The 24,361-nt window shown below is 72.0% G+C and carries 24 protein-coding genes; 9 read left to right on the forward strand and 15 right to left on the reverse strand.

Translation table 11 applies throughout. From position 1 onward, the window contains the following. Positions 1-12: 12 nt before the first annotated feature. The 8 genes from ACFQ7Q_RS18730 to ACFQ7Q_RS18765 all read right to left on the reverse strand — a co-directional run bounded on the left by ACFQ7Q_RS18730 (position 13) and on the right by ACFQ7Q_RS18765 (position 10,009). Positions 13-1,632 carry a DUF3492 domain-containing protein gene (locus tag ACFQ7Q_RS18730; RefSeq protein WP_383556209.1) on the reverse strand — a complete coding sequence of 540 codons (1,620 nt, stop codon included), beginning with the start codon at positions 1,630-1,632 and terminating at the stop codon, positions 13-15. A 189-nt stretch (positions 1,633-1,821) separates the two neighbouring features. Continuing rightward, the gene (locus ACFQ7Q_RS18735; RefSeq protein WP_383556211.1) at positions 1,822-3,423 is read right to left on the reverse strand and encodes a dipeptide ABC transporter ATP-binding protein; all 1,602 of its coding nucleotides are present in this window, start codon (positions 3,421-3,423) and stop codon (positions 1,822-1,824) included. Further along, positions 3,420-4,409, reverse strand: a complete 990-nt coding sequence (locus ACFQ7Q_RS18740; protein ID WP_383556213.1) for an ABC transporter permease — start codon at positions 4,407-4,409, stop codon at positions 3,420-3,422. The genes ACFQ7Q_RS18735 and ACFQ7Q_RS18740 overlap by 4 nt, the downstream gene beginning before the upstream one ends. After that, a complete protein-coding gene (locus ACFQ7Q_RS18745) occupies positions 4,406-5,473 on the reverse strand; it encodes an ABC transporter permease (RefSeq protein ID WP_383556216.1) in 1,068 nt (355 codons plus the stop codon). Before ACFQ7Q_RS18745 ends, ACFQ7Q_RS18740 begins: the two co-directional genes overlap by 4 nt. Then, a complete protein-coding gene (locus tag ACFQ7Q_RS18750; RefSeq protein ID WP_383556219.1) occupies positions 5,470-7,200 on the reverse strand; it encodes an ABC transporter substrate-binding protein in 1,731 nt (576 codons plus the stop codon). The genes ACFQ7Q_RS18745 and ACFQ7Q_RS18750 overlap by 4 nt, the downstream gene beginning before the upstream one ends. Before the next feature lie 208 nt (positions 7,201-7,408). Continuing rightward, entirely contained in the window at positions 7,409-7,504 is a 96-nt protein-coding gene (locus ACFQ7Q_RS18755; RefSeq protein ID WP_376445070.1) for an Ms4533A family Cys-rich leader peptide, read from the reverse strand. Positions 7,505-7,616: 112 nt separating this feature from the next. After that, positions 7,617-9,014: a DUF3152 domain-containing protein gene (locus ACFQ7Q_RS18760; RefSeq protein WP_383556222.1), complete on the reverse strand. Its 1,398-nt coding sequence runs from the start codon at positions 9,012-9,014 to the stop codon at positions 7,617-7,619. An 8-nt stretch (positions 9,015-9,022) separates the two neighbouring features. Next, the gene (locus tag ACFQ7Q_RS18765) at positions 9,023-10,009 is read right to left on the reverse strand and encodes an alpha/beta fold hydrolase (RefSeq protein WP_383556225.1); all 987 of its coding nucleotides are present in this window, start codon (positions 10,007-10,009) and stop codon (positions 9,023-9,025) included. Between the two features lie 134 nt (positions 10,010-10,143). Between ACFQ7Q_RS18765 and ACFQ7Q_RS18770 the strand changes: the two genes are divergently transcribed. The 4 genes from ACFQ7Q_RS18770 to ACFQ7Q_RS18785 all read left to right on the forward strand — a co-directional run bounded on the left by ACFQ7Q_RS18770 (position 10,144) and on the right by ACFQ7Q_RS18785 (position 12,008). Next, complete coding sequence (locus tag ACFQ7Q_RS18770) at positions 10,144-10,359, forward strand: hypothetical protein (protein ID WP_383556229.1); 216 nt, start codon at positions 10,144-10,146, stop codon at positions 10,357-10,359. 146 nt (positions 10,360-10,505) lie between these two features. Then, positions 10,506-11,165 carry a TetR/AcrR family transcriptional regulator gene (locus ACFQ7Q_RS18775; RefSeq protein WP_383556232.1) on the forward strand — a complete coding sequence of 220 codons (660 nt, stop codon included), beginning with the start codon at positions 10,506-10,508 and terminating at the stop codon, positions 11,163-11,165. A gap of 154 nt (positions 11,166-11,319) precedes the next feature. Next, complete coding sequence (locus ACFQ7Q_RS18780; RefSeq protein WP_383556234.1) at positions 11,320-11,547, forward strand: DUF3107 domain-containing protein; 228 nt, start codon at positions 11,320-11,322, stop codon at positions 11,545-11,547. Between the two features lie 194 nt (positions 11,548-11,741). Continuing rightward, positions 11,742-12,008, forward strand: coding sequence for a hypothetical protein (locus tag ACFQ7Q_RS18785; protein WP_383556237.1), 267 nt, complete (start codon positions 11,742-11,744; stop codon positions 12,006-12,008). A 36-nt stretch (positions 12,009-12,044) separates the two neighbouring features. Here ACFQ7Q_RS18785 and ACFQ7Q_RS18790 read toward each other — a convergent pair whose 3' ends face one another. Further along, complete coding sequence (locus ACFQ7Q_RS18790) at positions 12,045-12,803, reverse strand: ferritin-like fold-containing protein (protein ID WP_383556239.1); 759 nt, start codon at positions 12,801-12,803, stop codon at positions 12,045-12,047. A gap of 490 nt (positions 12,804-13,293) precedes the next feature. Here ACFQ7Q_RS18790 and ACFQ7Q_RS18795 point away from each other — a divergent pair, with 490 nt between their 5' ends. Beyond that, complete coding sequence (locus tag ACFQ7Q_RS18795; protein WP_383556241.1) at positions 13,294-15,312, forward strand: DEAD/DEAH box helicase; 2,019 nt, start codon at positions 13,294-13,296, stop codon at positions 15,310-15,312. A 95-nt stretch (positions 15,313-15,407) separates the two neighbouring features. Next, entirely contained in the window at positions 15,408-16,268 is an 861-nt protein-coding gene (locus tag ACFQ7Q_RS18800) for an alpha/beta fold hydrolase (protein ID WP_383556244.1), read from the forward strand. Between the two features lie 19 nt (positions 16,269-16,287). Here the strand turns inward: ACFQ7Q_RS18800 and ACFQ7Q_RS18805 are convergent, their stop codons facing one another. Then, the gene (locus tag ACFQ7Q_RS18805; protein WP_383556246.1) at positions 16,288-17,214 is read right to left on the reverse strand and encodes an NYN domain-containing protein; all 927 of its coding nucleotides are present in this window, start codon (positions 17,212-17,214) and stop codon (positions 16,288-16,290) included. Positions 17,215-17,394: 180 nt separating this feature from the next. On the opposite strand from ACFQ7Q_RS18805, the gene ACFQ7Q_RS18810 reads away from it, so the two are divergent. Further along, a complete protein-coding gene (locus ACFQ7Q_RS18810; RefSeq protein WP_318103221.1) occupies positions 17,395-17,547 on the forward strand; it encodes a hypothetical protein in 153 nt (50 codons plus the stop codon). 94 nt (positions 17,548-17,641) lie between these two features. Here the strand turns inward: ACFQ7Q_RS18810 and ACFQ7Q_RS18815 are convergent, their stop codons facing one another. The 4 genes from ACFQ7Q_RS18815 to ACFQ7Q_RS18830 all read right to left on the reverse strand — a co-directional run bounded on the left by ACFQ7Q_RS18815 (position 17,642) and on the right by ACFQ7Q_RS18830 (position 21,279). After that, complete coding sequence (locus ACFQ7Q_RS18815; RefSeq protein WP_383556248.1) at positions 17,642-18,247, reverse strand: MarC family protein; 606 nt, start codon at positions 18,245-18,247, stop codon at positions 17,642-17,644. 669 nt (positions 18,248-18,916) lie between these two features. Then, the gene (locus ACFQ7Q_RS18820; RefSeq protein WP_383556304.1) at positions 18,917-19,777 is read right to left on the reverse strand and encodes a PHP domain-containing protein; all 861 of its coding nucleotides are present in this window, start codon (positions 19,775-19,777) and stop codon (positions 18,917-18,919) included. A 114-nt stretch (positions 19,778-19,891) separates the two neighbouring features. Next, positions 19,892-20,530, reverse strand: coding sequence for a DUF6758 family protein (locus ACFQ7Q_RS18825; RefSeq protein ID WP_383556250.1), 639 nt, complete (start codon positions 20,528-20,530; stop codon positions 19,892-19,894). 164 nt (positions 20,531-20,694) lie between these two features. After that, positions 20,695-21,279: a suppressor of fused domain protein gene (locus ACFQ7Q_RS18830; protein ID WP_383556252.1), complete on the reverse strand. Its 585-nt coding sequence runs from the start codon at positions 21,277-21,279 to the stop codon at positions 20,695-20,697. Between the two features lie 413 nt (positions 21,280-21,692). Here ACFQ7Q_RS18830 and ACFQ7Q_RS18835 point away from each other — a divergent pair, with 413 nt between their 5' ends. Continuing rightward, positions 21,693-22,832: a magnesium and cobalt transport protein CorA gene (locus ACFQ7Q_RS18835; RefSeq protein ID WP_383556254.1), complete on the forward strand. Its 1,140-nt coding sequence runs from the start codon at positions 21,693-21,695 to the stop codon at positions 22,830-22,832. Positions 22,833-22,868: 36 nt separating this feature from the next. Next, on the forward strand, positions 22,869-23,378 hold the full coding sequence (locus ACFQ7Q_RS18840) for a hypothetical protein (protein WP_383556257.1): 510 nt from the start codon (positions 22,869-22,871) through the stop codon (positions 23,376-23,378). Between the two features lie 114 nt (positions 23,379-23,492). On the opposite strand, the gene ACFQ7Q_RS18845 is transcribed toward ACFQ7Q_RS18840, so the two are convergent. Then, the gene (locus tag ACFQ7Q_RS18845; RefSeq protein WP_383556260.1) at positions 23,493-24,296 is read right to left on the reverse strand and encodes a hypothetical protein; all 804 of its coding nucleotides are present in this window, start codon (positions 24,294-24,296) and stop codon (positions 23,493-23,495) included. Between the last annotated feature and the right edge of the window lie 65 nt (positions 24,297-24,361).

Raw genomic sequence — 24,361 nt, forward strand, 5'->3', positions numbered from 1 at the left:
GGGGTGCCTCCTTCAGGCATCGGGGTCTCCCGCGACGGCGGCGCTCACGGGCTGGTCCGCCCAGGTGCCGGGGACGTACGCCTCCGCCGGGTGGGCGAAGGGGACGCCCTCGGCGGCGGGGCGGCGCACCGGTGCGCGGGAGAGGAGTTCGAGGTAGATGCCGCGAAATGCCGCGAGGTTCTGTTCGACGGTGAAGAGTTCGAGCGCGCGGGCGCGTGCCGCGGCTCCCAGGCGATAGCGCCGCTCGGGGTCGCGCAGCAGCGCGAGGCACGCGTCCGCGAGCGCCCGCGGATTGCGCGGGGGCACGACGAGTCCGGTGCCGCCGATGACCTCGACGACCGCGCCCACGTCCGTCGAGACCGTCGCCCTCGCGCAGAACATCGCCTCGACGAGGCTGATCGGGAAGCCCTCGACGACGCTGGAGAGGACCACGACCGCGCCCGCCGCGTACGCCTCGGCGAGCGTCGGCGCCTCCGGTCCGCCGATCTCCTCGAAGGTGACCGGGTTCTCGCCGACGTCGTGCGCCCCGGCGGCCTCGTCGGGGAAGAGCTGCGCCGCGAGCGCCCGGCAGTGCGCGAGGTACGCCTCGGCGCCGGAGTCGCGCACCGGGGCCGCGATGATCCGCAGCCGGACGTCGGGCTGGGCCTTGCGCACCTCGGCGAAGGCATGCAGCAGCGCGATCAGGTCCTTGGCGGGTTCGACGCGGCCGACCCAGACGAGGGTCGCCGGGTCGCCGCTCTCCTCGTCCTCGCCGACCTCGGTGAACCGCTCGGACTCCATGCCCGGATAGACCGTGCGCAGTCTGGCCCGGTCGGCCCCGCACCTCTCCTGCCAGCGGCGCGCGTGCGTGTTGCCGGGGGTGAGGAGCGCGGCCTGCCGGTAGACCTCGGCGGCGAGCCGGCCGTGGAAGGCGGCGAGCAGAGCGCGTACGGGCGCGGACAGCGGCGCGTCGCCGGCGGCGAGGTAGTGCGCGCGCAGCTGGACGCCGTACTCGGTGACCAGCAGCGGAGTGCCGAAGAAGCGTTTGGCCAACAGGCCGGGAAGCGCCGCCGATCCGCCGGACGCGGCGTGGCAGAGGTCGACCGCGCCGAGCCCGTCCTCGCCGTACCAGTCGAGTGACAGCGGGCGCAGGGCGCGCTCCAGCTGGTCGACGAAGGCGAGGTAGTCGGGCACGGTGGCGTCCGCCACGCCCCGGCGTGCGCCGGGGGCGCGGCAGGCGGACTCCAGGGTGCGGACGGCGAGTTCGGAGCGGAGGGCCGCATAGAGGCCGCCACGCTCGCGGGCGAGCTCGGCCAGTCCGTAGAGTCCGTCGGCGAAGGCGCGTACGGCCAACGCGTCGTCCTCGGCGCAGACACCGGTCGCGAGCGCCCCGAAGTGGCGGGCGAAGGAGCGTCGTTCGCGCCGGCCGTAGGTGTGTCCGTCGTCCTCGGGTGCCCAGAGCGGGGCCGTGCGGACGCGTCGGACCTGCGGGGGCAGGTCGACCCAGCCGGCCTCCTCCTGCCGGGCGCTGCGGCTGAGGGCGTACAGGTCGAAGTCGTGCGGCGCGAGCCCGCGCACGAGCCGGTCGCACCAGAGCCTGGACTCACCCGTGGCGAACGGGTAGCCACCCTCCGTAAGCAGTCCGATCCGCATGAGCACACCCCCGATCTCCCTTGCCAGGCGGCGCCGTGGCTCGGCGACTCGCAGCGGGAAGAACGTAAGCGGATATACCGGTGGCGCGACGGACGGTTGTCCGTCGCGCCACCGGAAGGGGTGAATGCACGTAACTTTCCCACCCCGGTCGCGTTCCGTCGCGGTACGGGGCGTTTCATCTACGGAGAGTCAGGCTGCGGCCAGCTCCTGGCGCCGTTCTCGGCGCGCCGTCGCGAGGACGGGATCGAGGGACGGGACGGCGGCGAGCAGCTGCCTCGTGTACGGATCCTGGGGCGATCCGTACACCTCCTCGACCGCGCCCTGCTCGACGACCCGGCCCCGCCGCATGACCGCGACCCGGTCGCTGACCTGCCGTACCACGGCCAGGTCATGGGCGATGAAGACCAGGGCGAGCCCGAGTTCACGCTGGAGCTCCGCGAGGAGCGCGGTCACCTGTGCCTGGGTGGTCACGTCGAGCGCGGAGACGGGTTCGTCGCAGACGATCACCTTCGGCTCGGCGGCCAGCGCGCGGGCGATGCCGACGCGCTGGCGCTGCCCGCCGCTGAACTCGTGCGGATAGGCGTCGTAGCGGTCGGGGTCGAGCCCGACGCGGTCGAGCAACTCCCGTACCCGGCCCCGGATCCGGGTGTCGTCGCGGTCGCCCGCCGCGCGCAGGGGGTCGGCGACGGACTCGCCGATCGAGCGGCGCGGGTTGAGCGAGGAGACGGGGTCCTGGAACACCATCTGCAGTTCCCGCGAGAGCCTCCCGAGCCCCTCTCCTTCGTATCGGAGCAGGCCGCCGGTCGGATCGAGCAGCCCCACCAGCATCCGGCCGAGCGTCGTCTTTCCGCTGCCGGACTCGCCCACGATCCCCAGGGTCTCCCCCGCACGCACGCCGAGCGACACGCCGTCGACGGCCGTGACGCGCCGCTTCCCGCGCCCGAACTCCCGCCGCAGCTCGACCGCTTCGAGCAGCGGCTCGCCCACCGCCGGCGGCCGCTCGCGCAGGGGCCCGTCGAGGCGGGGCACCGCGGTGAGCAGGGTCCGGGTGTACGGCTCCGAAGGCTCGGCGAGGACCTCCCGCACCGGGCCGCGTTCGACCTCCCGCCCCGCCCGCATGACGAGCACCTCGTCGACGCTCTCCGCCGCCACGCCCACGTCGTGGGTGACGAGCAGCAGGCCCATGCCCGTCTCGCGCCGCAGTTCGTGCAGCAGGTCGAGGATCTGGGCCTGGACGGTGACGTCGAGCGCGGTGGTGGGTTCGTCGGCGATCAGCAGCCGCGGCTCGCAGGCGAGCGCCATCGCGATGAGCGCGCGCTGTCGCATACCGCCGCTGAACTCGTGCGGGCGGGATCGGGAGCGGCGTGCGGCGTCGGGGATGCCGACGCGGTCCAGGACCTCGACGGCGCGGGCGCGGGCGGCCCTTCCGGATGCCGGGTGGTGGATCCGGTACACCTCGGCGATCTGGTCGCCGACGGCGAGGTACGGATCGAGGGACGACAGCGGGTCCTGGAAGACCATCGCCGCCACCCCGCCCCGCAGCGCGCGCAGTTCGGCGGCGGAGGCACGGCCGACGTCGATCCCGCCGACCTCGACCGTCCCCTCCACCCGTGCGCCCGTCCCCCGGTGCAGCCCGAGGAGCGCGCCGGCGACCGTCGACTTGCCGCTGCCGGACTCTCCGACCAGGGCCAGCGCACGGCCCGCGTCCAGCGTGAACGACAGGCCGTCCACGGCACGTACCGCCTCGTCGAACTCCACCGTGAGGCCGTCGACCTCCACCAGCGCGCTCATGTCAGTACCACCCTTCGGTCGGCGGCGGCGTACAGCAGGTCGGCGATCACGTTCGCCAGGACCACGGCCGTGCCGATCACCATCACGACACCCACCACCACCGGCAGGTCGATCTCCCGCACCCCGTCGATGAGGGTCTTGCCGAGCCCGGGGATGCCGAAGAGGGACTCGGTGAGCACCGCCCCTCCGAACATCGAGCCGAGGTCGACCGCGCTGAGCGCGATCACCGGCGGCACGGCTCCGCGCAGCGCATGCCGCCCGACGACCGTCCGCTCGCCCACGCCGTATGCCCGGAAGGTGCGGATGTGGTCCTCCGCGAGCGTCTCCAGCGTGGAACTCCTGGTCAGCCGCGCGTACTTGGCCGACTCGAAGAAGCCGAGGGTGATCCAGGGCAGGAGCATGTTCCATGCCCACTGCTCGGGGTCCTCGCCGAGCGGTACGTACGTCGGGAACGGCAGCCATTGCAGGTACGCGCAGACCGCCATCAGCAGGAGCAGGCCGAGGATGAAGACGGGCGTGCCGGTCCCGGCGAGGGTCAGCACGGTCAGCGTGCGCTCGGTGAGACCGCCGCGGCGCAGCGCGGAGAGCAGCCCGGTGCCGACGCCGACGACGAGCCAGATGACCATCGCGCCCAGGGCGAGCGAGGCGGTGGCGGGCAGCCGCTCCAGGATGAGCCGGGTGACCTGCTGGTCGGTCTGGTACGACAGGCCGAGGCAGGGCGCGTCGCAGTGGAGCACGGAGGTTCCGGTGCTGTAGTCACGGCCGACGAGGACGCCTTGGAGGAACTGGCCGTACTGGGCGAAGACGCTCTGGTTCAGGCCGAGTTGTTCGCGCACCTGCGCCACCTGCCGGGGGCTGCAGCGGTCGCCGCAGGCGAGCCGGGCGGGGTCGCCGGGTGCGAGGTAGAAGAGCGCGTAGACGAGGACGGACAGCGCGAGGAGGACGAGCGCGGCCCCGGCGAGCCGCTTCAGGACGAAGCGCGTCATGAGGACGTCTCCTTGCGGGTTCCCGTACGCGCGTCTTCGCGCGTGCCTGTGGGCGACTCCTTGCGCGACCCGGTGCGCGGGTCCGTGCCCGTACGCGAGTCCTTGCGTGTACCGACGCCGAGACGGCTCGCCTCGCGCGGGTCGAGGGCCGCGCGCACCGCGTCCCCGAGCACCGTGAAGGCGAGCACGGTGACGAAGAGCATTCCGGCGGGCAGCAGGACGTACGTCGGATCGGCGCGGAACCAGGTCTGCGCGGTCGACAGCATCTGTCCCCACGACGGCGTCGGCGGCTTCACCCCCACACCGAGGAAGGAGAGCGAGGCCTCGACGACCATGTTCACGGGCACGAGGATCGCCGCGTAGGTGATGACCGGCGCGGCGAGCGAGGGGACGAGCTCGCGCCGCGCCACCCGCCACCGGCCGGAGCCCGCGAGCCGCGCCGCGGCCACGAAGTCCAGGCTCTTGAGGGTGAGGGTCTGCGCCCGCACGATCTTGGAGGTACCGCCCCAGCCGAGGACGCCGATCACGAGGATCAGCAGCAGCGGGCGCGGGAAGTCCGGGGGGACGACGGCGGTCAGGGCGATGGCGAGGACGAGCATCGGCAGCGCGACCAGGACATCGGTGAGACGGCCGAGGACGGCGTCGACGGCACGGTTGCCGAGCCCGGCGGCCAGGCCGATCACGAGCCCGAGGAGCACCTGGACGACGGTCGCGCCGACGGCGACGAGCAGGGAGATCCGTGCGCCGTACAGGAGCCGTACGAAGAGGTCGCGGCCGGTGCCCGGTTCGACGCCGAGCCAGTGGTCGGCGCTGATCCCGCCGAAGGAGCCGAGCGGGACCCCGCCGCGGGCCGAGTCGACGAGGTCGTCGTGGTACGTGGTGGCGTCCTGGCCGGACAACGCGGCGAGGAGCGGTGCGGCGGCCGCGAGGAGGACGAGAAGGGCGAGGACCCCGGCGGCGACGAGCGCCGAGGGGCGGGTGCGCAGGCGCCGCCAGACCTGCCGGGCGGCGCCCGTGGCGGGGATCTCCGCCACGGGCACCGTCGCTTCGGTCAGCGCGGTCACTTGACCGCGACCTGCGAGATGTCGAGGACGCCGGTCCAGTCGCTGATGACGATGTTCTTGACGTCCTTGCCGACGAGCTGCTTGTAGACGGGGTGGAAGAGCGGCACGTCGAGCGCCTGCTCGCCGATCTTCTTGTCGAGGGCGCCCCAGCGGGCGGCGGCGGCCTTGAGGTCGGACAGCTTGTTGATCTCGTCGATCTCCTTGTTGACCGCCGGGTCGTTCAGCTGCGCGTGGTTGTAGTTGGAGCCGTTGGTGACGATCTGGCGCCCGTCGAAGATCGGCGCGAGGAACGGGCCGCCGGCGGGCCAGTCGGCACCCCAGCGGGAGAGGAAGAAGCCGGGCGCGTCCTTGACGCTCCAGCGCTTCTCGTTGAAGGAGTTGGGCTCCTGGCCGTCCAGCTTCACCGTGATGCCGGCCTTGCCGAGCGCCTCCTGGACGGCGGTGGCGATCTCCGGGCTGGTGGTGCGGTTCTGCGCGGTGGAGTGCAGCAGCGTGACGGTGAGGCCGTTCGGGTAGCCGGCTTCCTTCAGGAGCTCCTTGGCCTTGGCCGGGTCACCCGTCTTGCCTGCCGGGAAGTGGTCGTAGGGCGTGAAGCCGAACGCCTTCTGCTCGGGCAGGAAGGTGGTGGCGGGCTCGGCGAGCGCGGAGCCGCCGGCCGCGTTGACGACGCTGGTGCGGTTGATCGCGTACGAGATCGCCTGGCGCACCTTGATGTTGTCGAAGGGCTTCACCTTCGGGTTGAAGGCGATGTAGTTGGTGAAGCCGAAGTGGCCGGTGCCGACGCGGGCGGCGAGCTCCTTGTCGGAGCCGATCTGGGCCAGTTCGGCCGGGCCGAGGTTGGTGTCGGTGGTGAGGGCGGCGGCGTCGGCGCCCGAGGAGGTGGACAGGCGCTGGTTGATGACGGCCTCGTCCAGACCCGACCTGACGTCGATCTTGTCGGGGTAGGCCTTGCGCTCCTCGTCGGTCTTGGGGTCCCAGTGCTCGTTGCGCTCCAGGACGAGGTGCTCGCCGTCGTTCTTGTTCGTGACGACCTTGTACGGGCCGGAGGAGACCGGGTGCTCCTCGTACTTCGCACCGGTGTCCTTGGCCTTGGGGACCGGGGCGAACTGGGTCTGGGTGGCGAGGAACGGGAACTCGCCCTCGGGCTTCTTCAGCTTGAAGACGATCGTCTTCGCGTCGGGCGTGACGATCGAGGCGAGGCCCTTCTTGTCCTTGTACGGGCCCTGGTAGCTGTCGCCGCCGATCAGCCAGTCACGCAAGTACGGTGCGCCGCCGGAGAGTTCGGCCGCGAAGGAGCGCTCGATGCCGTACTTGACGTCGGCGCTGGTGATCGGCGTGCCGTCCTCGAACTTCAGGCCGTCCTTCAGCGTGTACGTCCACTCGGTGGCGTCCTTGTTGGCGCGGCCGGTGTCGGTGGCGAGGTCGGGGACGACCTGCGTACCGGCGGCGCCCGCCTCGCGGTTGCGGGTGGTGAGGGTACGGAAGACGAGGGAGGGAACGTTGCCGCCGCCGGAGGTGTAGAGGCGGGCGGGGTCGAAGTCGGACTGCGCATCGGCGTTGAGGACGGTGAGAGTGCCGCCCTTCTGCGGCGCGCCCTCGCTCGTGCCACCGGCGGCCTTGTCGCCCGATCCGCCCTGGGGTCCGGCGCAGGCGACGGCGCCCGAGGCCAGGACGAGACCGATGGCGGCCGCCGCCAGGCGGCGCGATATGACGGACGGTTGACGCATGGGAAAGACCTCTCGGATGAATGCCGATACCGCGCGGTGCGGCGCAGAAGGGAATGCGGAATTTCCGCACGCGGGCAGCGGCGACGAGAGGGAGAACCCCGGTGAGTACGTGAAAGCCGCGCCTGCGAGCGGATGAAAGCCCGGGCGCGGAAAATGCGGCGGCAGAGTCCGGAAAGGAGGTGAAGGGCCGACGCGCGCTCGGGCGGAGTCAGCTACAGAGAATGTCGGACACGGTGTGTCCGGTCACGCCGATGAGCGCCAGCTCAATGGCGGCGCGCTCGAAGGTGACGTGACGGTGCGACATGCCGAGAAATATCTACGAACGCGCGACCGATGTCAACGCGTCGTCAGTGAATTCGAGACACCCGTCTCGCGATGCGGACACCCCTGACGGGACCGACCCTGCGGACGCAGCCTCAACTCCCGGGATGCACCCAGGGGTTGGGGCGGCATTTGACGCCGTCGATGTCCAGGGACTTGGTCTGCTGCTGCATCACGGGGGCGAGGGCGCCGGGCGTACGGCAGGTCACGTGGCTGTGTCCGAGCCGGTGTCCGACCTCGTGGTTGATGAGCATCTGCCGATAGGCGAACATCGCCTTGGGGCCGAAGGTCTCCGAGCCCTGCGCCCAGCGGAATGCGTTGATCATCACCCGGGAGGTGGACGCGGAGTCGCAGGAGACATTGTCGACGGTGGTGTCCAGGTCGGACTTCGCGCACCAGACGCCGGTGGTACCGGGACTGGCGAGTGTGATCACGAACTGCGGTTCCCCGCTGGAAATCCGCTCGAAGGTCATCTCGCCCTGACCGGCCCAGCTCCGTTCGTCGTTGAGGGTCTTCTGCACGGCCTGCGCGAAGAGCGCCGCGTCGAGTCCGAGTCCCTTCTCGACGTCGACCCGATAGCGGATCTTCTTCCCCTTGCCCGGCGCCTTGTCGAAGCCGCCGACGGCCTCGAACTCGCCGGAGCCCTTGAGCTTGGGGTCGATGGGGAACTGACGTGACATCAACTGCTCGTACGTGGGCGGCGCGGCGGGGGCGCTGGGCGCGGCCGGCGCTGCCTGCGCGGGTGTCGGCCGGATGTCGGAGCGCGAGGCGCCGTCGTCCTCGATGGCCCGGTCGGCTGAGCCGTCGGCCGAGTGGGCCAGCGGGCTGCCGGATTCCCGTTCGGCCACCTGACCGGCCACGACGACGGCGAGGACGGTGGTGACGGCGGCGGCCGCGATGCCGGTGAAGGCCCGGCCCTTGCCGCCGGTCCTGGCGGGCGGTTCCTCGGGAAGCTCCTCGGGGCGGGACTCGCGCCGCTGACCCGGGATGAAGGGGGCCTGTGGCGCGCTCTCCTCCCGGGTCGGCGAGGGCGCCTCCTGGAAGTCCAGGTAGCGCTGGGGCCGCGCCGGAGTGTCGGTGTGCTCGGGATGCCCGCCCCGTACCGCCGTGTCGCCGGGTGCGGTGTAGATCGGCGTGCCGTGCATCGGCGTGTCCCAGACCGGCCGACCGCCACCGGGCCCGTACGCCCCCTGCCCGTACCCGCTCTGCCCGTAGCCGCTCTGGGTACGCGGGCTCTGCGTGCCCTGGCCCTGTGGGCGCGGGCCCTGCCCGTACGTGCCCTGGGCGTAGCCGGTCTGCCCGGCGCCCTGGTGCGGTCCGGGGCGGCCGTAACCGCTCTGCCCGTACGGACTCTGCTGTTCCTGGGCCGGCGGGGCGTACCCGTCCTGGCCCGGCGCGCGCCTTCGGCGTCCCGTCCCCGACTCCGCCGCTTCGCGCCGCCCCGTATCGACGGGGGGAGCGGGCGCGGGGCCCTTCCGACTATGTCGTCCCACGCCCCGGATCAGCTCCCGCCGCTGTCGTCTGTGCCGTCTTCGTCGGCTTCGATCAGTTCCCGGACGGCCTTCGCGACCGTCTCGGGGTACTCCATCATGGCCACATGCCCGGCGTCCGGGAGCGTCAGGAGGCGCGAGCCGCGGAACGCGGCGGCCGCCTTGCGCGCCATCCGGTACGAAACCAGCTGGTCACGGCCCCCGTAGATGAGGAGCGTCGGCGCCAGCACCCGTTCCGCCTGCCGCCACAGACCGTGTTGACCGCCGAGGGTGTACGCGTCGACGATGCCACGCGAGGAGCGGGCCATGACGTCCCAGAAGTACGGGAGTTCCAGGCGCCGCTCCATCTCCTCCACGGCGTGGCGGAAGCCCTCGTCGGAGACCCGGGCGGGGTCTCCGTAACAGAGGGAGAGCACCCCGCGGACCCGCTGCTCCGGGGTCCAGCCCCTGGTCAGCCTGGAGAACAGGGGCGCGACGCCCGGAACGGCGAGCATCACGGTCGGCCAGGCGGTGCGCTGGGCGCGCAGCTCGGGCAGGGCCGGGGAGACCAGGGTGAGGGTGCGGACCAGGTCGGGTCGGACCGCGGCGACGCGGGTGGAGACGGCGCCGCCGAGCGAGTTGCCGATCAGGTGGACCGGGCCGCGGCCGGCGGCGTCGAGAAATCGGATGACCGCCCGGGCGTGTCCCGTGACCGAGTAGTTGCCGTCGTCGGGCGGCGGGGAGTCTCCGAAGCCGGGCAGGTCGACGGCCTCGCCGTCGACCCGGTCGGCGAGCAGCGGCATCAGTGCCGACCAGTTCTGCGAGGAGCCGCCGAGCCCGTGGACGTAGAGAGCGGGCGGCAGGCCCGGCCGGTCACCTGGGCGGGCGCGCACGGTCAGCGTGAGCCCGGGCAGCGCGACGGACCGCAACTCCTCGCCGTCCGCCACCCGTACGGCGCGGGTTCGCGACGCGGGCGGTGCGGCAGCGGTCCGGGTTTCCGGCAGCTCGGTCGACGACATGGCCGCAATATTACGAGACGATCACGCGGCGGCGCGTGTGTGTGGCGTCACAGGTACGGGTGCGCCGCGCCAGGTGTGCTCCTACGCTCGAAGAGAGGGCCATCGGAGAGGACCCGCATGCCGGAAGGAATCGCATGACTGTCGATCCGACCGAGCCGGACACATTCGCCGTGGAAGAGGTCGCAGTGCTCGACGAGGAAATCCCGGAGGCCGACGCCGCCGAGCAGCACACGGATGTCCAGCAGCAGGAGGAGGACCGGCCCACCCATCTCGAACAGGACTCCGCGAACCCGGCGGACGCGTCCGAGCAGGCACGGGTCGTCACCCTGGACGAAGACGACTACCGCTGATTTGTTCGGTTTAACGTTGAATCGCCTGTCGCCTCGGACGTCCGGTCCGTGAAATTCTGCGTCCGCACCGCGCACAGCCGGGTTACCCAAAAGTACGATGGCGGCGCGGCACCACAGTGCGCATGGATCGATTTTTGGGAGGCGGCGTGACAGCCATCGAGCAGACAGAGGCAGCACGCCCTCGGGGCACGCGCCTTCCGCGCCGAGCCCGACGGAACCAGCTTCTGGGTGCGGCCCAGGAGGTGTTCGTCGCACAGGGGTACCACTCCGCCGCGATGGACGACATCGCCGAACGGGCCGGCGTCAGCAAGCCGGTGCTCTACCAGCACTTCCCGGGGAAGCTCGAGCTCTACCTGGCCCTGCTCGACCAGCACTGCGAGGCGCTCCTCCAGGCCGTGCGCACGGCGCTGGCGTCGACGACGGACAACAAGCTCCGGGTCGAGGCGACGATGGACGCCTACTTCGCGTACGTCGAGGACGAGGGCGGCGCCTTCCGTCTCGTCTTCGAGTCCGACCTGACCAACGAGCCGGCCGTGCGCGAGCGCGTGGACCGGGTCAGCCTCCAGTGCGCCGAGGCGATCTCGGACGTCATCGCCGAGGACACCAACCTGTCCAAGGACGAGTCGATGCTGCTGGCCGTGGGCCTGGGCGGCGTCTCGCAGGTCGTGGCGCGGTACTGGCTCTCCAGCGAGTCCGCCATCCCCCGCGACAAGGCGGTGGCGCTGCTGACCTCGCTGGCCTGGCGCGGTATCGCGGGCTTCCCGCTGCACCCGACCGACGGCCAGTCGGTCACCGACGGCGACTGAGCCCCGCTCCCGGCCCCTCGGTCCGGCCTATTCCCTCCCGGCTGTTCGCTCCTGGCGTTCGCCAGGTGCGCCGTGCGGGTCCCCTCACCGGGCTAATGTGTGCAGCGTACGGCGCGGGAGACGCGCAACGCTGACCGTTCGGAGGGACATAGCCGTGGAGGTCAAGATCGGCGTGCAGCACGCACCCCGGGAGATCGTTCTGGAGAGCGGGCAGTCCGCCGAGGAGGTCGAGCGCGCCGTGGCCGACGCGCTGGCCGGCAAGGCGCAGCTGCTCAGCCTCACGGACGACAAGGGCCGCAAGGTCCTGGTCCCGGCCGAGAAGATCGCGTACGTGGAGATCGGTGAGCCCGCGGTCCGCCGCGTCGGCTTCGGCGCGCTCTGAGACGTACGGCCGAACAGGGGAAGGCCCGGCGGATCCGATCCGCCGGGCCTTCCGTGCGTCCTGGCCCCGGCCGGCGCCTGAGCCATGGGCGAATGTCCTGGTGAGGGATGCCGAAGAGGATTGCGTCCGGGGCGGCCCGGGTAGGACGGCCTGTGACCGAATTGCCCGCCCCGCACCGCACGCGAGGTGATCCCGTGTTCCTGGAAGCTCTCGGCTCCGCCCTGCTCGGACTCGCCCTGGCCTGGGCCGCCGTGCACCGGCTCCCCGACCGGCTCCCCGCACGTGGGGTCGTCCTCACCACGGGCTCGCTGGGTGCCGTCTTCGGCGCCCTGGTGACACACGGGGCGCTGGGCCCCGGTCACGCCCTGGCCACGCTGCTCGGCGCGGTCGCGGTCGCCACGGTCCTGCTCTCGCTGCTGATCCGCCCCGCCTCGCGGCTGCGGCGATCAGCGGCGGCGTGAACAGCGCCGCCACACACGCCCCCGCGGTCGACGCGCCTAGGCCGCCAGACCCAGCGCCGCCATGCGCTTGGTGTGCGCCTCGGTGATTCGGGAGAACATCCTGCCGACCTCCGCCAGGTCGAACCCGTCGGCGACACCGCCGACCAGCATCGTGGAGAGCGCGTCGCGCTCGGCGACCACGCGCTGCGCCTGGGAGAGCGCCTCGCCCATCAGCCGGCGGGCCCACAGCGCCAGCCGCCCGCCGACGCGCGGGTCGGCCTCGATCGCGGCACGGACCTTCTCCACGGCGAAGTTGCCGTGACCCGTGTCGTCGAGCACCGAGAGCACCAGCCGGCGCGTGTCGGAGTCGAGGCGCGCCGCGACCTCCCGGTAGAAGTCCGAGGCGATCGAGTCGCCGACGTACGCCTTGACCAGGCCCTCCAGCCAGTCCGACGGCGCGGTCTGCCGGTGGAAGTCGTCCAGCGCCTTGGCGAACGGCTCCATCGCGGCCGTCGGCTCGGCGTCGACGGCGGCCAGTCGGTCCCGCAGCTGCTCGAAGTGGTGGAACTCCGCGGAGGCCATCTTCGCCAGCTCCGCCTTGTCCGCGAGCGTCGGCGCGAGCTTGGCGTCCTCGGCCAGCCGCTCGAAGGCCGCCAGCTCGCCGTAGGCCAGTGCCCCGAGCAGATCGACGACCGCGGCGCGGTACTGCGGCTCGGCGGAAGCCGTGGCCCAGTCCTGGGCGGCGATCCCGGTGAACTCTTCGGCGGACTCCGCGGCGGTCTCTCCGGCGGGCGTGGCGTTGTCAGGCGTCTCCATGAAGCGCACAATAGCCCGCTCCCCGACCGGCGTAAGGCCCTGGTCAGTCACTGTGACCGCGCCCTCATCACGAATTCCCCCAACACACATGCGCGAATCCGGGGTACAGTGGTAAAGCGCCTGCTGAGTATGCGGACATGCTTTCGCACGTTCGGACGTACCCGGTGGGCCGACTCATGAATGAGGATGCCCGGTCGGTGGCCCGACTGGCTCCGACCCGACAGCCCTCCCCGCGCACCTGCAGGAGAGGGTCCCTCAAGCGGCACGACGCTCGAGCGACGGCAGTGGTCCCGCGCCACCCGGCTGTGATCCATTCGTCGATCCGGCCGGAAGCGAATCGGCACGGTACGACCCCCAGCGTTCGCCTCGCGCCGCGTCTCACAGAAGAGGCAGCACCCTGACTACGACTTTCCGAGAGCTCGGGATTCTTCCCGAGACGGCCGAGGCGCTCGAAGCCGTCGGCATCGTGTCCCCCTTCCCCATCCAGGAGATGACCCTTCCGGTCGCGCTCTCCGGCACCGACGTCATCGGCCAGGCCAAGACCGGCACCGGCAAGACGCTCGGCTTCGGTCTGCCGCTCCTGGAGCGCGTCACCGTCCCCGCGGACGTCGAGGCCGGCCGGGCCAAGCCCGAGCAGCTGACCGACGCCCCGCAGGCCCTGGTCGTCGTCCCCACGCGCGAGCTGTGCACCCAGGTCACCAACGACCTGCTGACCGCCGGCAAGGTCCGTAACGTCCGCGTGCTCGCCATCTACGGCGGCCGGGCGTACGAGCCCCAGGTCGAGGCGCTCAAGAAGGGCGTCGACGTCATCGTCGGCACCCCGGGCCGCCTGCTCGACCTGGCCGGCCAGCGCAAGCTGGACCTGTCGCACGTCAAGGCCCTCGTCCTCGACGAGGCCGACGAGATGCTCGACCTGGGCTTCCTGCCCGACGTCGAGAAGATCATGAACATGCTTCCGGCGAAGCGTCAGACCATGCTGTTCTCGGCGACCATGCCGGGCGCCGTCATCGGTCTGGCCCGTCGCTACATGTCGCAGCCGACGCACATCCGCGCCACGTCGCCCGACGGCGAGGGCGTCACCGTCGCCAACATCAAGCAGCACGTCTTCCGCGCGCACTCCATGGACAAGCCGGAGATGGTCTCCCGCATCCTGCAGGCCAACGGCCGCGGGCTCGCGATGATCTTCTGCCGTACGAAGCGCACGGCGGCCGACATCGCCGAGCAGCTGCAGCGTCGCGGCTTCGCCTCCGGCGCGGTCCACGGCGACCTCGGCCAGGGCGCACGCGAGCAGGCCCTGCGCGCGTTCCGCAACGGCAAGGTCGACGTGCTCGTCTGCACCGACGTCGCCGCTCGCGGTATCGACGTCGAGGGCGTCACGCACGTCATCAACTACCAGTCGCCCGAGGACGAGAAGACGTTCCTCCACCGCGTGGGCCGCACCGGCCGCGCGGGCGCCAAGGGCACGGCCGTCACCCTGGTCGACTGGGACGACATCCCGCGCTGGCAGCTCGTCAACAAGGCGCTCGGGCTGGACTTCCACGAGCCGGTGGAGACGTACTCCAGCTCCCCGCACCTGTACGAGGAGCTGGACATCCCGGCGGGCACCAAGGGCGTCCTGCCCCGCGCCGAGCGGACCCGTGCGGGTCTGGGCGCGGAGGAGCTGGAGGACCTGGGCGAGCCCGGCGGGCGCGGTCGCAAGAAGGCCGCCGCACCGGTTGCCGAGGAGCGTCCGGAGCGTACGCGCACCCCGCGCCAGCGCCGCCGTACGCGTGGCGGATCCACCGTGGACGAGACGGCGGCCGCCGTCGCCACTCCGGTGGCGGAGGACGCCGCCGCGGAGCCGCGCACCCCGCGCCGCCGTCGCCGTACCCGTACGGCCGGCGCGACGGGCGTGCCGGTCGCGGAGGCCACCGTCGCCCCGGTGACCGAGGCTCCCGCGGCCCGGGTCGCCGTGGCCACGAAGGCTCCCGCCGCCAAGGCTCCCGCCGCTCCGGTGGTTCCCGCCGCCGCCAAGGCTCCCGCGGTCGAGGAGGCCCCCAAGGCTCCACGCCGTCGCCGTACGCGCATCGTGAAGGCCGACGAGACCGTGTCCTTCCAGACTCCGGAGACGGCCGCCGCCGCCCTCGCGGCGTCCGCACCGGTGGAGACCGTCGCCATCGTCGCCCCGGTCGAGACGGTCGAGGAGCCCAAGAAGGCGCCTCGTCGCCGTACGACGAAGAAGGCCGCCGCCGCGGTCGTCGAGACGGCCCCCGTGGCCGTCGAGGCCGCCCCGGTCGTCGAGGCCGCCCCGGTCGTCGAGGAGGCTCCCAAGGCTCCCCGTCGCCGTACGACGAAGAAGACCGTCGCCGCCGAGGCCCCCGACGCCTCGGAGCCGAAGGCGGCGCCGCGCCGCCGCACGGTGAAGAAGGCGGCCGCCGCTCCGGCGGAGGCCACCGAGACGGCCGAGGCCCCCAAGGCCCCGCGCCGCCGCACGACGAAGAAGGCCGCGGCCGCGCAGCCCGAGAGCTGACGCGTCGTCGCACCGCACTCGGCGGCCCGGTCCCTGCTCAGGGGCCGGGCCGCCGTGCTGTCCGACCCCTTTCGAACAGCGGTTACAGTCCCTCTATGAGCAAGCCCCGGTCCCTGGCACCGCCGCCGCGCACCCGTGCCTACCGGCTGATGACGGCCCGCGGCGTCTTCGCCGTCCTGGACACCGTGCCCGAGGGCGAGGCCCGCGGAACGGTGCTGCTGCTGCCCGGCTACACCGGCAGCAAGGAGGACTTCCTCGCGCTGCTCGGGCCGCTGAGCGACGCCGGCTACCGTGCCGTCGCGGTCGACGGCCGGGGCCAGCACGAGAGCCCGGGACCGCGGCACCGGGGCGCGTACAGCCGGCGTGCGCTGGCGCTCGACGCCGTGGCGCAGGCCCTCGCGCTCGGCGAAGGGCCCGTGCACCTTCTGGGCCACTCCTTCGGCGGGCTGGTGGCGAGGGCCGCGGTCTCGGTGGCACCGGAGGCGTTCCTCTCGCTGACCCTGCTCTCGTCGGGGCCCGGCCGGGTGGCCCGGCCGCAGCGCGTCCGCGTCCGGGTGCTGCGCGGGGCGCTCGCGCTGCTGCCCAAGGAGCGCGTCTGGCTGGCGACGCGCTGGCTGGACAGCCGGGGCGAGGAGCCGGGCGTGACCGACCCGCCGGAGATCGTGAGCTTCCTGCGGCGCCGCTGGATGCGTACGCGGATCGTCCAACTGTCCGCCACGGGGCGGCTGTTGAGGCGCGACCGGGACGGCACGGCTCAACTGGCGCAGCTGACCGTGCCGCTGCACATCGCGTACGGGGACGAGGAGATGGTCTGGCCGACGGCGGCCCTCGCGGAGGCGGCGCGGCGGACCGGGGCGCATCACACGGTGGTCGCGGGTGCGGGGCACTCCCCCAACGTGTCCCACCCGCAGGAGCTGGCCGACCGGCTGACCGCGTTCTGGGAACGCTGCTCGTAGCGCCCCGGCGGGCCGGCCGTCAGAACTGGGCCTGGATGTGCTGCCAGAACCCGTCCCGCAGCGCCCTTCTCAGCGCCGCGTGTCCCCGCAGGGAGCGGCTGAGGAGCCTCTCCGCCTCGATGAGCAGGTCCTGGTCGACCGGTCCCGGGAGATACGGATGCCCGGGCAGCAGCTCGGCCAGGGCGTCGGGGCCTCGCTCGACGAGCCAGGTAGCGGCGATCTGGGCGCCGACGAAGCGGACCTCGTCGCGCGAGGGCGGCGGCTCGCCCTCGTTCTCGTACGTGGTGACGGGGCGCCGGGTGACGTAGGGGCGCCAGAAGTCGAGGTCGAAGGTGCGCTGACTGTCGACCTCCCAGAGCAGCGGCTCGGCCTGGTTGCGGCCGTCGGCGGCCTCGATGCCCCAGAGGTGGACGCGGGCCCCGTACCCCTGGGCCGCCTCGACGGCCGAGACGAGGTCCTCGTCGCCTCCGACGAGGGCGGCGTCGCTGATGGCGCGGTGGCGGGCGAGGGACTCCAGATCGGAGCGGATGAGGGAGTCGACGCCCTTCTGCTGGTTGTTGGCGTTGAGGTTGCCGAGGCGGACCTTGACGTCGGGCAGCTCGGCGATCGACTGCTGCTCGGGGGTGTGGATCCTGCGCCGTGCGCCGTCGTACCAGTAGACGCGCAGCAGCCGGCTGTCCGCGAAGATCGTGCGGGCCTTGTCGATGAAGGCCTCGATCAGTCCCTCGGCGTCAAGGTCGAAGGAGCGACGGTCCTCGGTGCCCGCCACCAGCAACCCGGCCGCAGCATAGACGTAACCCGCGTCGACGAAGATGGCATGCGTCGAGGGGGTCTTGGCCACTTCGGCGAGCATCCGCTGGAGGAGCTCATTGGTGCGCTCCAGGCGGGCGGCGAGGTCGTGGACCGGGTCGCCGGGCGCCGTCTGAGGTATCTCTGCGTCGTTCATACGGGCCTCATTCTCCGCCGGTCCCGGCTCCATGGCCAACGTCCCCTACCGCTTAGTAGTTAGTCATTCGAAAATTTTCCTTAGCGTAGGGAATGTTTGCAGGCTGCATCCCGTTGGACAGGTGTAACTCGCATCGCAGTTCTCCAGCAGGAGGATCAACTCAGACGAAGGGAGAAGCCTGTGCGCTTCGAAATCCTGCGACTGGACGACATCGACGGCACGCCCGTCGACCGGACCGTCGTGGACGCCGCCTCCGTCAACCGGATCGTGCAGCAGGCCGCATCGATCGGCCAGCGCATCTGGATCCGCCCGGCCGACACCACGGCCTCGTAGCAAGGCAACGCTCAGACGCACCGCGCCCCCGCATGGACTCCGTGAACCGGAATCCGTACGGGGGCGCAGTGGCGTCCTGGGGGTCCCAGGCTCCCTAGGAGCCCTGGACGACCTGGGTGACGCCGTTGATGATCTGCTGGACGGCGATGGCCGACAGCATCATCCCGGCGAGCCGGGTGACGAGCACGACGCCGCCGTCCTTGATGACGCGGATGATCACCAGCGAGTAGCGCATGGTCAGCCAGAGCACGACGTGCATGGCCACGATGGCGGCCCAGACCGAGACCTGGGCGGAGGCGCCGTCGGCGTGCTGCACGGCGAGGATCACGGACACGATCGCGCCGGGCCCGGCGAGCAGCGGCATCCCGAGGGGGACGAGGGCGACGTTGACGTCCTTGGTCTGCTTGGGCTCGTCGGTCTTGCCGGTGAGCAGGTCGAGCGCGATGAGCAGCAGGAGCAGACCGCCCGCGATCATCAGCGCGGGGACGGACACGTGCAGATAGTCGAGGATCTGCTGCCCGAGGATCCCGAAGACGGTGATGACCCCGAAGGCCACGGCGACGGCCTGCCAGGCCATGCGCCGTTGGACCTTGGCGGGCCGTCCGGAGGTGAGGGCGAGGAAGATCGGGGTGATCCCAGGGGGATCCATGATCACGAACAGGGTCAGGAAGAGCGAGCCGAATACGGCGACGTCGAACACGTTGAGCCTTGCGATATGGGGTGTACGAGGGGTGGGGACGCGGCGCCCTTGGCGGGCGGCGTGTGGAGAGCGTGGGCGGCATCCCGGACGCTCCGGAGTGGGCCTTCGCCGGGACCGGCGGGAGGCCCCGGCCGGAGACCACCGGACGGCACCCGACGGGACCGCCCGAACCGGCCCGGCGACCACCGAGGACGAACGCCGGACCATACGGAGGCCGTCAGGAACCCACCGGCCCAGCGCCCCGGGCGGCTCGCCGCCGGAAGGCCTCCGCCGGGACCGCCGGGCCCCGGACCGGGGTTCCGCAGGGCTCCGGGAAGGTCTCCGTCAGGTGACCGAGTCGGGTCTCGCAGGGTCCGAGGAAGGCTCCGTCAGGGGCCGGGTCGGATCCGGCAGGGTTCCGGAAGGTCTCCGTCGGGGCCGAGTCGGGCCCCGCAGGGGCGCCGACGACGGCTCCGTCAGGTGGCCGAGTCGGGTCCCGCAAAGGCTCCGACAACGGCTCCCTCAGGTGGTCCCAGTCGGCTCCCTCAGGGGCTCCGGCCCCAGTCGGGTTCCACGAGGGTTTCGACGGAGGGCTCCGTCAGGGCCGGGTCGCGGGGGACGCAGGGCTTCCCGGGGCAAGGCCCCGGGAGGGTCGGCGTGGGGGTCTCCGGTTGGTGGTCCCGGTAGGGACTACGCCGGTCCGCCCGTGCCCGGGACCGGGAAGGCGCCCGTGGCGCGGCGGGTGATCTCGCCGTAGATCTCGGGATCCGTGGTGAAGTCCCCGAGGCGGCACGTCTTGCGGCTGCCGTGGTAGTCGCTGGAGCCCGTCGTCAGCAGCCCGAGCTCCTTCGCCAGCCCCCGCAGCCGCGCCCGCGTCGCCTCGTCGTGGTCCATGTGGTCCACCTCGATGCCGTCGAGGCCGGCCTCCGCGAGCCGCGCGATCGCGGACTCCGGCACGACCTCGCCGCGCTTGACGGCGAGCGGGTGCGCGAAGACCGTGACGCCGCCGGCCGCCTTGACGAGCCGGATCGCGTCGAACGGGTCGAGCTCGTGCTTCTCCACGTACGCCCGTCCGCCGTCCGCCAGCCACTCCGGCGTGAACGCTCCGGACACGTCGGGTACGACGCCGAGCTCGACGAGCGCCTCCGCGACGTGCGGGCGGCCCACCGAGCCGTCCCCCGCGATCCGGGCGACCTGCTCCCAGGAGACCGGGACGCCGAGCTCCCGGAGCTTGCCGACCATCGCGCGGGCGCGCGGCACCCGGTCGTCCCTGACCAGCTCGCGCTCGGCGGCCAGCTCGGGCTCCTCGGGGTCGAAGAGGTAGGCGAGCATGTGCAGCCCGACCCCGTCGACCCGGCAGGACAGTTCGGCTCCGGTGACGAGGGTCAGCCCCGCGGGAAGCGCGGCGATCGCCTCGGCGTACCCACGCGTCGTGTCGTGGTCGGTGAGGGCGACGACGTCGAGTCCGGCGGCCGCCGCGTTGCGGACCAGCTCGGCCGGGGTGTCCGTACCGTCCGAGGCGGTGGAGTGGGTGTGCAGATCGATGCGCACGACGCGGTACTCCAGGGCTCGGGGCGGACGAAGGGGACGCTCCAGCATAACGGGGGAATCGAACACCCCCGCCCCCGCGGCGTCCCGCCCGCAGGCCCGGGCCCGGCGGGCCCTCTACGTCAGCAAACGCGGCGTCAGCGCCCCGCACGGCAGCAGTTCGACCTCCGCGCCCGCGTCCCGCAGATCCGTCAGCACCAGCTCGTCGTACATCAGCAGTCCGGACTGCTCGGGCCACACGATCGCCCAGAGCCACAGCCCGCGCGCCTCCCCCGCGAACACGGCGCGGTCCTGCGGCGCTCCGTTCACGTGCCAGAGCGGCGTCGGGCGGCCGGCCGCGAGCACCTTCGTCTGGGCGGCCTTCTCGATGGCCATGTGAGGACCGGGGTCGGGTCCGTCGATCCCGGCGTACCGCGCACCGAGTCCGACGCCGAGCTCCTCCGCGACGAGCAGCAGCTCACCGATCCCGCCGAGCGGCCCGGGACCGGAACAGGCGACGGCCGTAGCGCGCCCTCCGCTGCGGTCGTCGCCGGCGTAGGCGACCCCGGTGAAGAGCCATCCGACGGGCAGGGGCCACGGCATCCACACGGGCACCTGGGTCCGGTGCACCACGACACCGAGGGCCTCGACGCTGGGCGGGATCACGGGTTGCAGCGGGTGCACCGAGCCGTGCACGTCGCACTGCCACGAGTCGGCAAAAAGACCGGGCGCCCTGACCCGGCCACCACACTTCGGGCAACTGGGTTCGCCCCTCATAGAGCCCAACGGTCCTACCCCACCGCGTCCACGTCAAGGACGATCACCCGTCCGGACCGACCAGTTCACCCCCAGTAATAGATGCCGTAGACACACATCGACTCGACCGGCCCGTTCCGTGTACGCCTCACCCACCGACGCACCCACGCGAGGGCGGCGCGCCCTCAGTCCAACGACACGGACCTGCGCAGCGGGTCCCGCAGATCCGTGCCGTTCGTCAGCCAGCGCTCCTGGAGCGCCTCCGCGCCGTGGACCCGCTTCCACGCCGCCTCGTTGGACGTCATCGGCAGCAGCGGCAGGAACCGCACCGGTTCCATCGGTTCGTCGAGCTCCAGGTCCTCCACCAGACCACCCGGCTCCGCGACGAGGACCGAGCTGAACGGGGCCCCCGGCCACAGGGGTTCACCCACGTCGAGCGAGGCGCCGGCGGCCACCACCACGCCCTCGACCTGCGGGGTCGAGGCGAGGACGGCGAGCGGGCGCAGCACCTTGTCGGTGTCGGCGAGCCCGCCCCGTACCGACAGCACCAACTCCGCGCGCGGGCCCTTCACGGGGTCGGCGAGCGCGGACGTCGGATCGGTCATCGGGTGCGCGGACATACCGAGGGTGGCGTACCGCACGACATCGCCGTCGACGAAGCGGAGCACCTCGATCCGATCCGTACCGAGGAACGTCACCGCGGCCCGCGCGTCCGGTTCACCGAGCGCCGTACGTAGCCGGGCCTCGACCAGAGCAAGAACTTCTCCCATGACGCGAGCATAAAGCGCGTACGGAACGGGCAAAGGAAGGGATTGACCCTCTGTCGGCTGATAGTCTTGGCCGCTGGTCGGGACTCCCGACTACTCGTCATCCCCCATGGGGGACCGGCTGGAGGAGGTGGGGCTGCGTGGATCGAAGTCGATCGGGCAGTACCAACCGCTCTTCCGCCCCGCACCCGAGCCCGGTGCGTTCCTCCCGGTGATCTGAGGCCTTCCGCACCCCGGTCCGCCCCGTCATCCGGCATCTCGCACGACGGAAGAGCACTTCGCCTTTGCCTGTCTGTAGCGAACGCCGTCACCGCGATCCCGCGGTGCCGCCCGCTTTGTGGACGACGTAGCTCCACGTCCCCATTCCGGGCTGTGCCACGCCTCGCCGACGGCTTCTCCGTGAAGGAGCATGCCAAATGTCGATGATCCGTGACCTCCGTGCCGCGGTCCGCCCCTCCCTGCGCCCCTCGCTGCGCAAGGGCGGCTCCACCCTCGCCTCCCCCTACGCCAACTACGACGCCACCCGCGACCCCTCCGCCTCCAGCGCCGTCGTCGACTGCGCCGTCTACCGCGACGGCCGTCGCATCGACGACCGCGCCTGCCTGACGCCCCGCGGCGCCATGCGCCAGGTGCGGGAGAGCGGCGGCTTCGCATGGATCGGTCTGCACGAGCCGACCGAGTCCGAATTCGCCGGTATCGCCGCCGAGTTCGGGCTCCACCCGCTCGCCGTCGAGGACGCCGTCCACGCCCACCAGCGGCCCAAGCTGGAGCGGTACGACGACACCCTCTTCACCGTCTTCAAGACGATCCACTACGTCGAGCACGCCGAGCTCACCGCCACCAGCGAGGTCGTCGAGACCGGCGAGGTGATGTGCTTCACCGGCCCCGACTTCGTCATCACCGTCCGGCACGGCGGCCAGGGTTCACTGCGCAACCTGCGCCACCGCCTCCAGGGCGAGCCCGAACTGCTCGCCAAGGGCCCCTCCGCCGTCCTGCACGCCATCGCCGACCATGTCGTCGACGGCTACATCGCGGTCGCCGACGCGGTCGAGCTCGACATCGACCAGATCGAGATCGACGTCTTCTCCCCGCCCGCCAAGGGCTCCACGCGCGGCACCGACACCGGCCGGATCTACCAGCTCAAGCGCGAGGTACTGGAGTTCAAGCGGGCCGTCACCCCGCTGCTGCGCCCGATGCAGCTGCTGTCCGAGCGCCCGATGCGGCTGGTCGACCCGGACATCCAGAAGTACTTCCGCGACGTCGCCGACCACCTCGCGCGCGTACAGGAGCAGGTCGTCGGCTTCGACGAACTCCTCAACTCGATCCTCCAGGCCAACCTGGCCCAGGCGACCGTCACGCAGAACGAGGACATGCGCAAGATCACCTCCTGGGCGGCCATCATCGCCGTCCCGACGGCGGTCTGCGGGGTGTACGGCATGAACTTCGACCACATGCCGGAGCTGGAGTGGAAGTACGGCTACCCGATGGTGCTCGTCGGCATCGCCACGGCCTGCTTCGCCATCCACCGCACCCTCAAGCGCAACGGCTGGCTCTAGGCGGCGCACCGTTCGGCACTGGATAGGCTGCGGGGCATGACAGACACGCTGCTGGGCCTCGCCCTCGTCGAGGAGGCCACCAAGAAGTCCGGCCTCATCTGGGTCCGGGGCGACGCCCCCGCGGCCCGGGCGCTGTGGCACGTCTGGCACGAGGGCGCGGCGCACGTCGTGGGCGACGGCCCGGGCGAGCAGCCGCTCCCCGGCCTCGTCGACGGCGCGACGGCCGAGGTCACGGTCCGCAGCAAGGACAAGGGCGGCCGGATCGTCGCCTGGACGGCCGCGGTGAGCGAACTGGCTCCGGGTACGGAGGAGTGGGACGCCGCGGTCGCCGAGCTGAAGGGCAAGCGCCTGAACGCGACGGACGGCGAGGCGATGCCGGACCGGTGGGCGCGGGAGTGCCGGGTGCTGCGGCTCACTCCGCGGGACTCGACGACCGAGCTGCCGGACGGGTCCCTGGCGGCGGTCCCGCAGCCGTCGGACGCCACGACGAGGCGCCCGGTACCGGCCGCGCTGCCCCGCCTGCTCCTGAAGCGCCGCAAGCGCTGACACCCGACGCGGGGCCCTCACGCGCGCGGGCGCTGCCCCGACGTGGGCCTCACCCACGCGGGCGCCGGCCGACGCGGTACCTCAACCACGCGGGCGCCGGCCCGACGCGGCGCCTCACGTACGGGGCAACTGCTTGCCGTAGTCCAGGGTCTGGTCCTTCGACGGCTCTTCCAGCGGGAAGTCCTTGTCCCACTCGGACAGCACCACCACCCCCGCACCACCACCGCGCGCGAACTGGAGCGGGAACGGAGTCCCCTCCAGGGCGACGTCCAGCGTGCCGCCCTCGCCGTCCTCGCCGCCCTTGACCTTGACCGTGCGGATGCCGCCGATCTTGTCGCGGTCGCCCTTGACGACGTCGCCGTGCAGCCCGATGAGCCCGTCGAGCAGCAGGTCCATGTCGGTGAAGCCGCGCAGCTGCTTGTACGAGGGGTCGTCCTGCGGCACCTTCACGTACTTGTCGTCGAGCTTGTCGGCGGCCTCGCTGTCCGACTCGGTCGGCGCCTCGGGCTCCGCGCCGCCGGAGGCCGAGCCACCGTTCGCCTTGCCGTCGGACGCCCCCTCGTCGTGCGCCCAGAACCCCGCGTCGGCCTTCAGATAGAGCGCCTCGCCGATCCGCAGCAGCTCGAACGTGCTGTTCTTCGTCGTCACCGAACCGCTCGCGCCGTCCTGCTTGAGCCGCATGTTCAGCTTGTACGTGCCGCCCTTGCTGACCAGGGTCCCGGCCAGCCGTACCGCCTTCGCCGCATCGGCCGCGGACTGGGCCTTCTGCTCGATGACGGTCGCCTCCAGCTTCCCGACCCCGTTCGTCCCCTCGTCCGGGTCCGATGCGCAGGCGGTCAGACCCGCCACGAGCCCGGCGCAGAGCGCCACGGGCAGGACGGCCCGGCGGATGCGCGATGCAGTGGGGAGTGCGGTCACCTGCGCTGCCTCTCGAATGTCGTCGGTGGGGGGGACGGCAGACCGCAGCGTACCCGGGCGGCGCG

It is taken from the genome of Streptomyces sp. NPDC056527, assembly GCF_042794475.1.
Classification (GTDB): Bacteria; Actinomycetota; Actinomycetes; order Streptomycetales; family Streptomycetaceae; genus Streptomyces.

What these genes read in the sequence shown, in the direction of transcription:
- ACFQ7Q_RS18730 (WP_383556209.1), bottom strand. Translation starts at nt 1,632, where the DNA reads ATGCGGATCGGACTGCTTACGGAGGGTGGCTACCCGTTCGCCACGGGT.
- ACFQ7Q_RS18735 (WP_383556211.1), bottom strand. Translation starts at nt 3,423, where the DNA reads ATGAGCGCGCTGGTGGAGGTCGACGGCCTCACGGTGGAGTTCGACGAG.
- ACFQ7Q_RS18740 (WP_383556213.1), bottom strand. Translation starts at nt 4,409, where the DNA reads ATGACGCGCTTCGTCCTGAAGCGGCTCGCCGGGGCCGCGCTCGTCCTC.
- ACFQ7Q_RS18750 (WP_383556219.1), bottom strand. Translation starts at nt 7,200, where the DNA reads ATGCGTCAACCGTCCGTCATATCGCGCCGCCTGGCGGCGGCCGCCATC.
- ACFQ7Q_RS18755 (WP_376445070.1), bottom strand. Translation starts at nt 7,504, where the DNA reads ATGTCGCACCGTCACGTCACCTTCGAGCGCGCCGCCATTGAGCTGGCG.
- ACFQ7Q_RS18765 (WP_383556225.1), bottom strand. Translation starts at nt 10,009, where the DNA reads ATGTCGTCGACCGAGCTGCCGGAAACCCGGACCGCTGCCGCACCGCCC.
- ACFQ7Q_RS18770 (WP_383556229.1), top strand. Translation starts at nt 10,144, where the DNA reads ATGACTGTCGATCCGACCGAGCCGGACACATTCGCCGTGGAAGAGGTC.
- ACFQ7Q_RS18790 (WP_383556239.1), bottom strand. Translation starts at nt 12,803, where the DNA reads ATGGAGACGCCTGACAACGCCACGCCCGCCGGAGAGACCGCCGCGGAG.
- ACFQ7Q_RS18795 (WP_383556241.1), top strand. Translation starts at nt 13,294, where the DNA reads ATGACCCTTCCGGTCGCGCTCTCCGGCACCGACGTCATCGGCCAGGCC.
- ACFQ7Q_RS18800 (WP_383556244.1), top strand. Translation starts at nt 15,408, where the DNA reads ATGAGCAAGCCCCGGTCCCTGGCACCGCCGCCGCGCACCCGTGCCTAC.
- ACFQ7Q_RS18805 (WP_383556246.1), bottom strand. Translation starts at nt 17,214, where the DNA reads ATGAACGACGCAGAGATACCTCAGACGGCGCCCGGCGACCCGGTCCAC.
- ACFQ7Q_RS18825 (WP_383556250.1), bottom strand. Translation starts at nt 20,530, where the DNA reads ATGAGGGGCGAACCCAGTTGCCCGAAGTGTGGTGGCCGGGTCAGGGCG.
- ACFQ7Q_RS18830 (WP_383556252.1), bottom strand. Translation starts at nt 21,279, where the DNA reads ATGGGAGAAGTTCTTGCTCTGGTCGAGGCCCGGCTACGTACGGCGCTC.
- ACFQ7Q_RS18835 (WP_383556254.1), top strand. Translation starts at nt 21,693, where the DNA reads ATGTCGATGATCCGTGACCTCCGTGCCGCGGTCCGCCCCTCCCTGCGC.
- ACFQ7Q_RS18840 (WP_383556257.1), top strand. Translation starts at nt 22,869, where the DNA reads ATGACAGACACGCTGCTGGGCCTCGCCCTCGTCGAGGAGGCCACCAAG.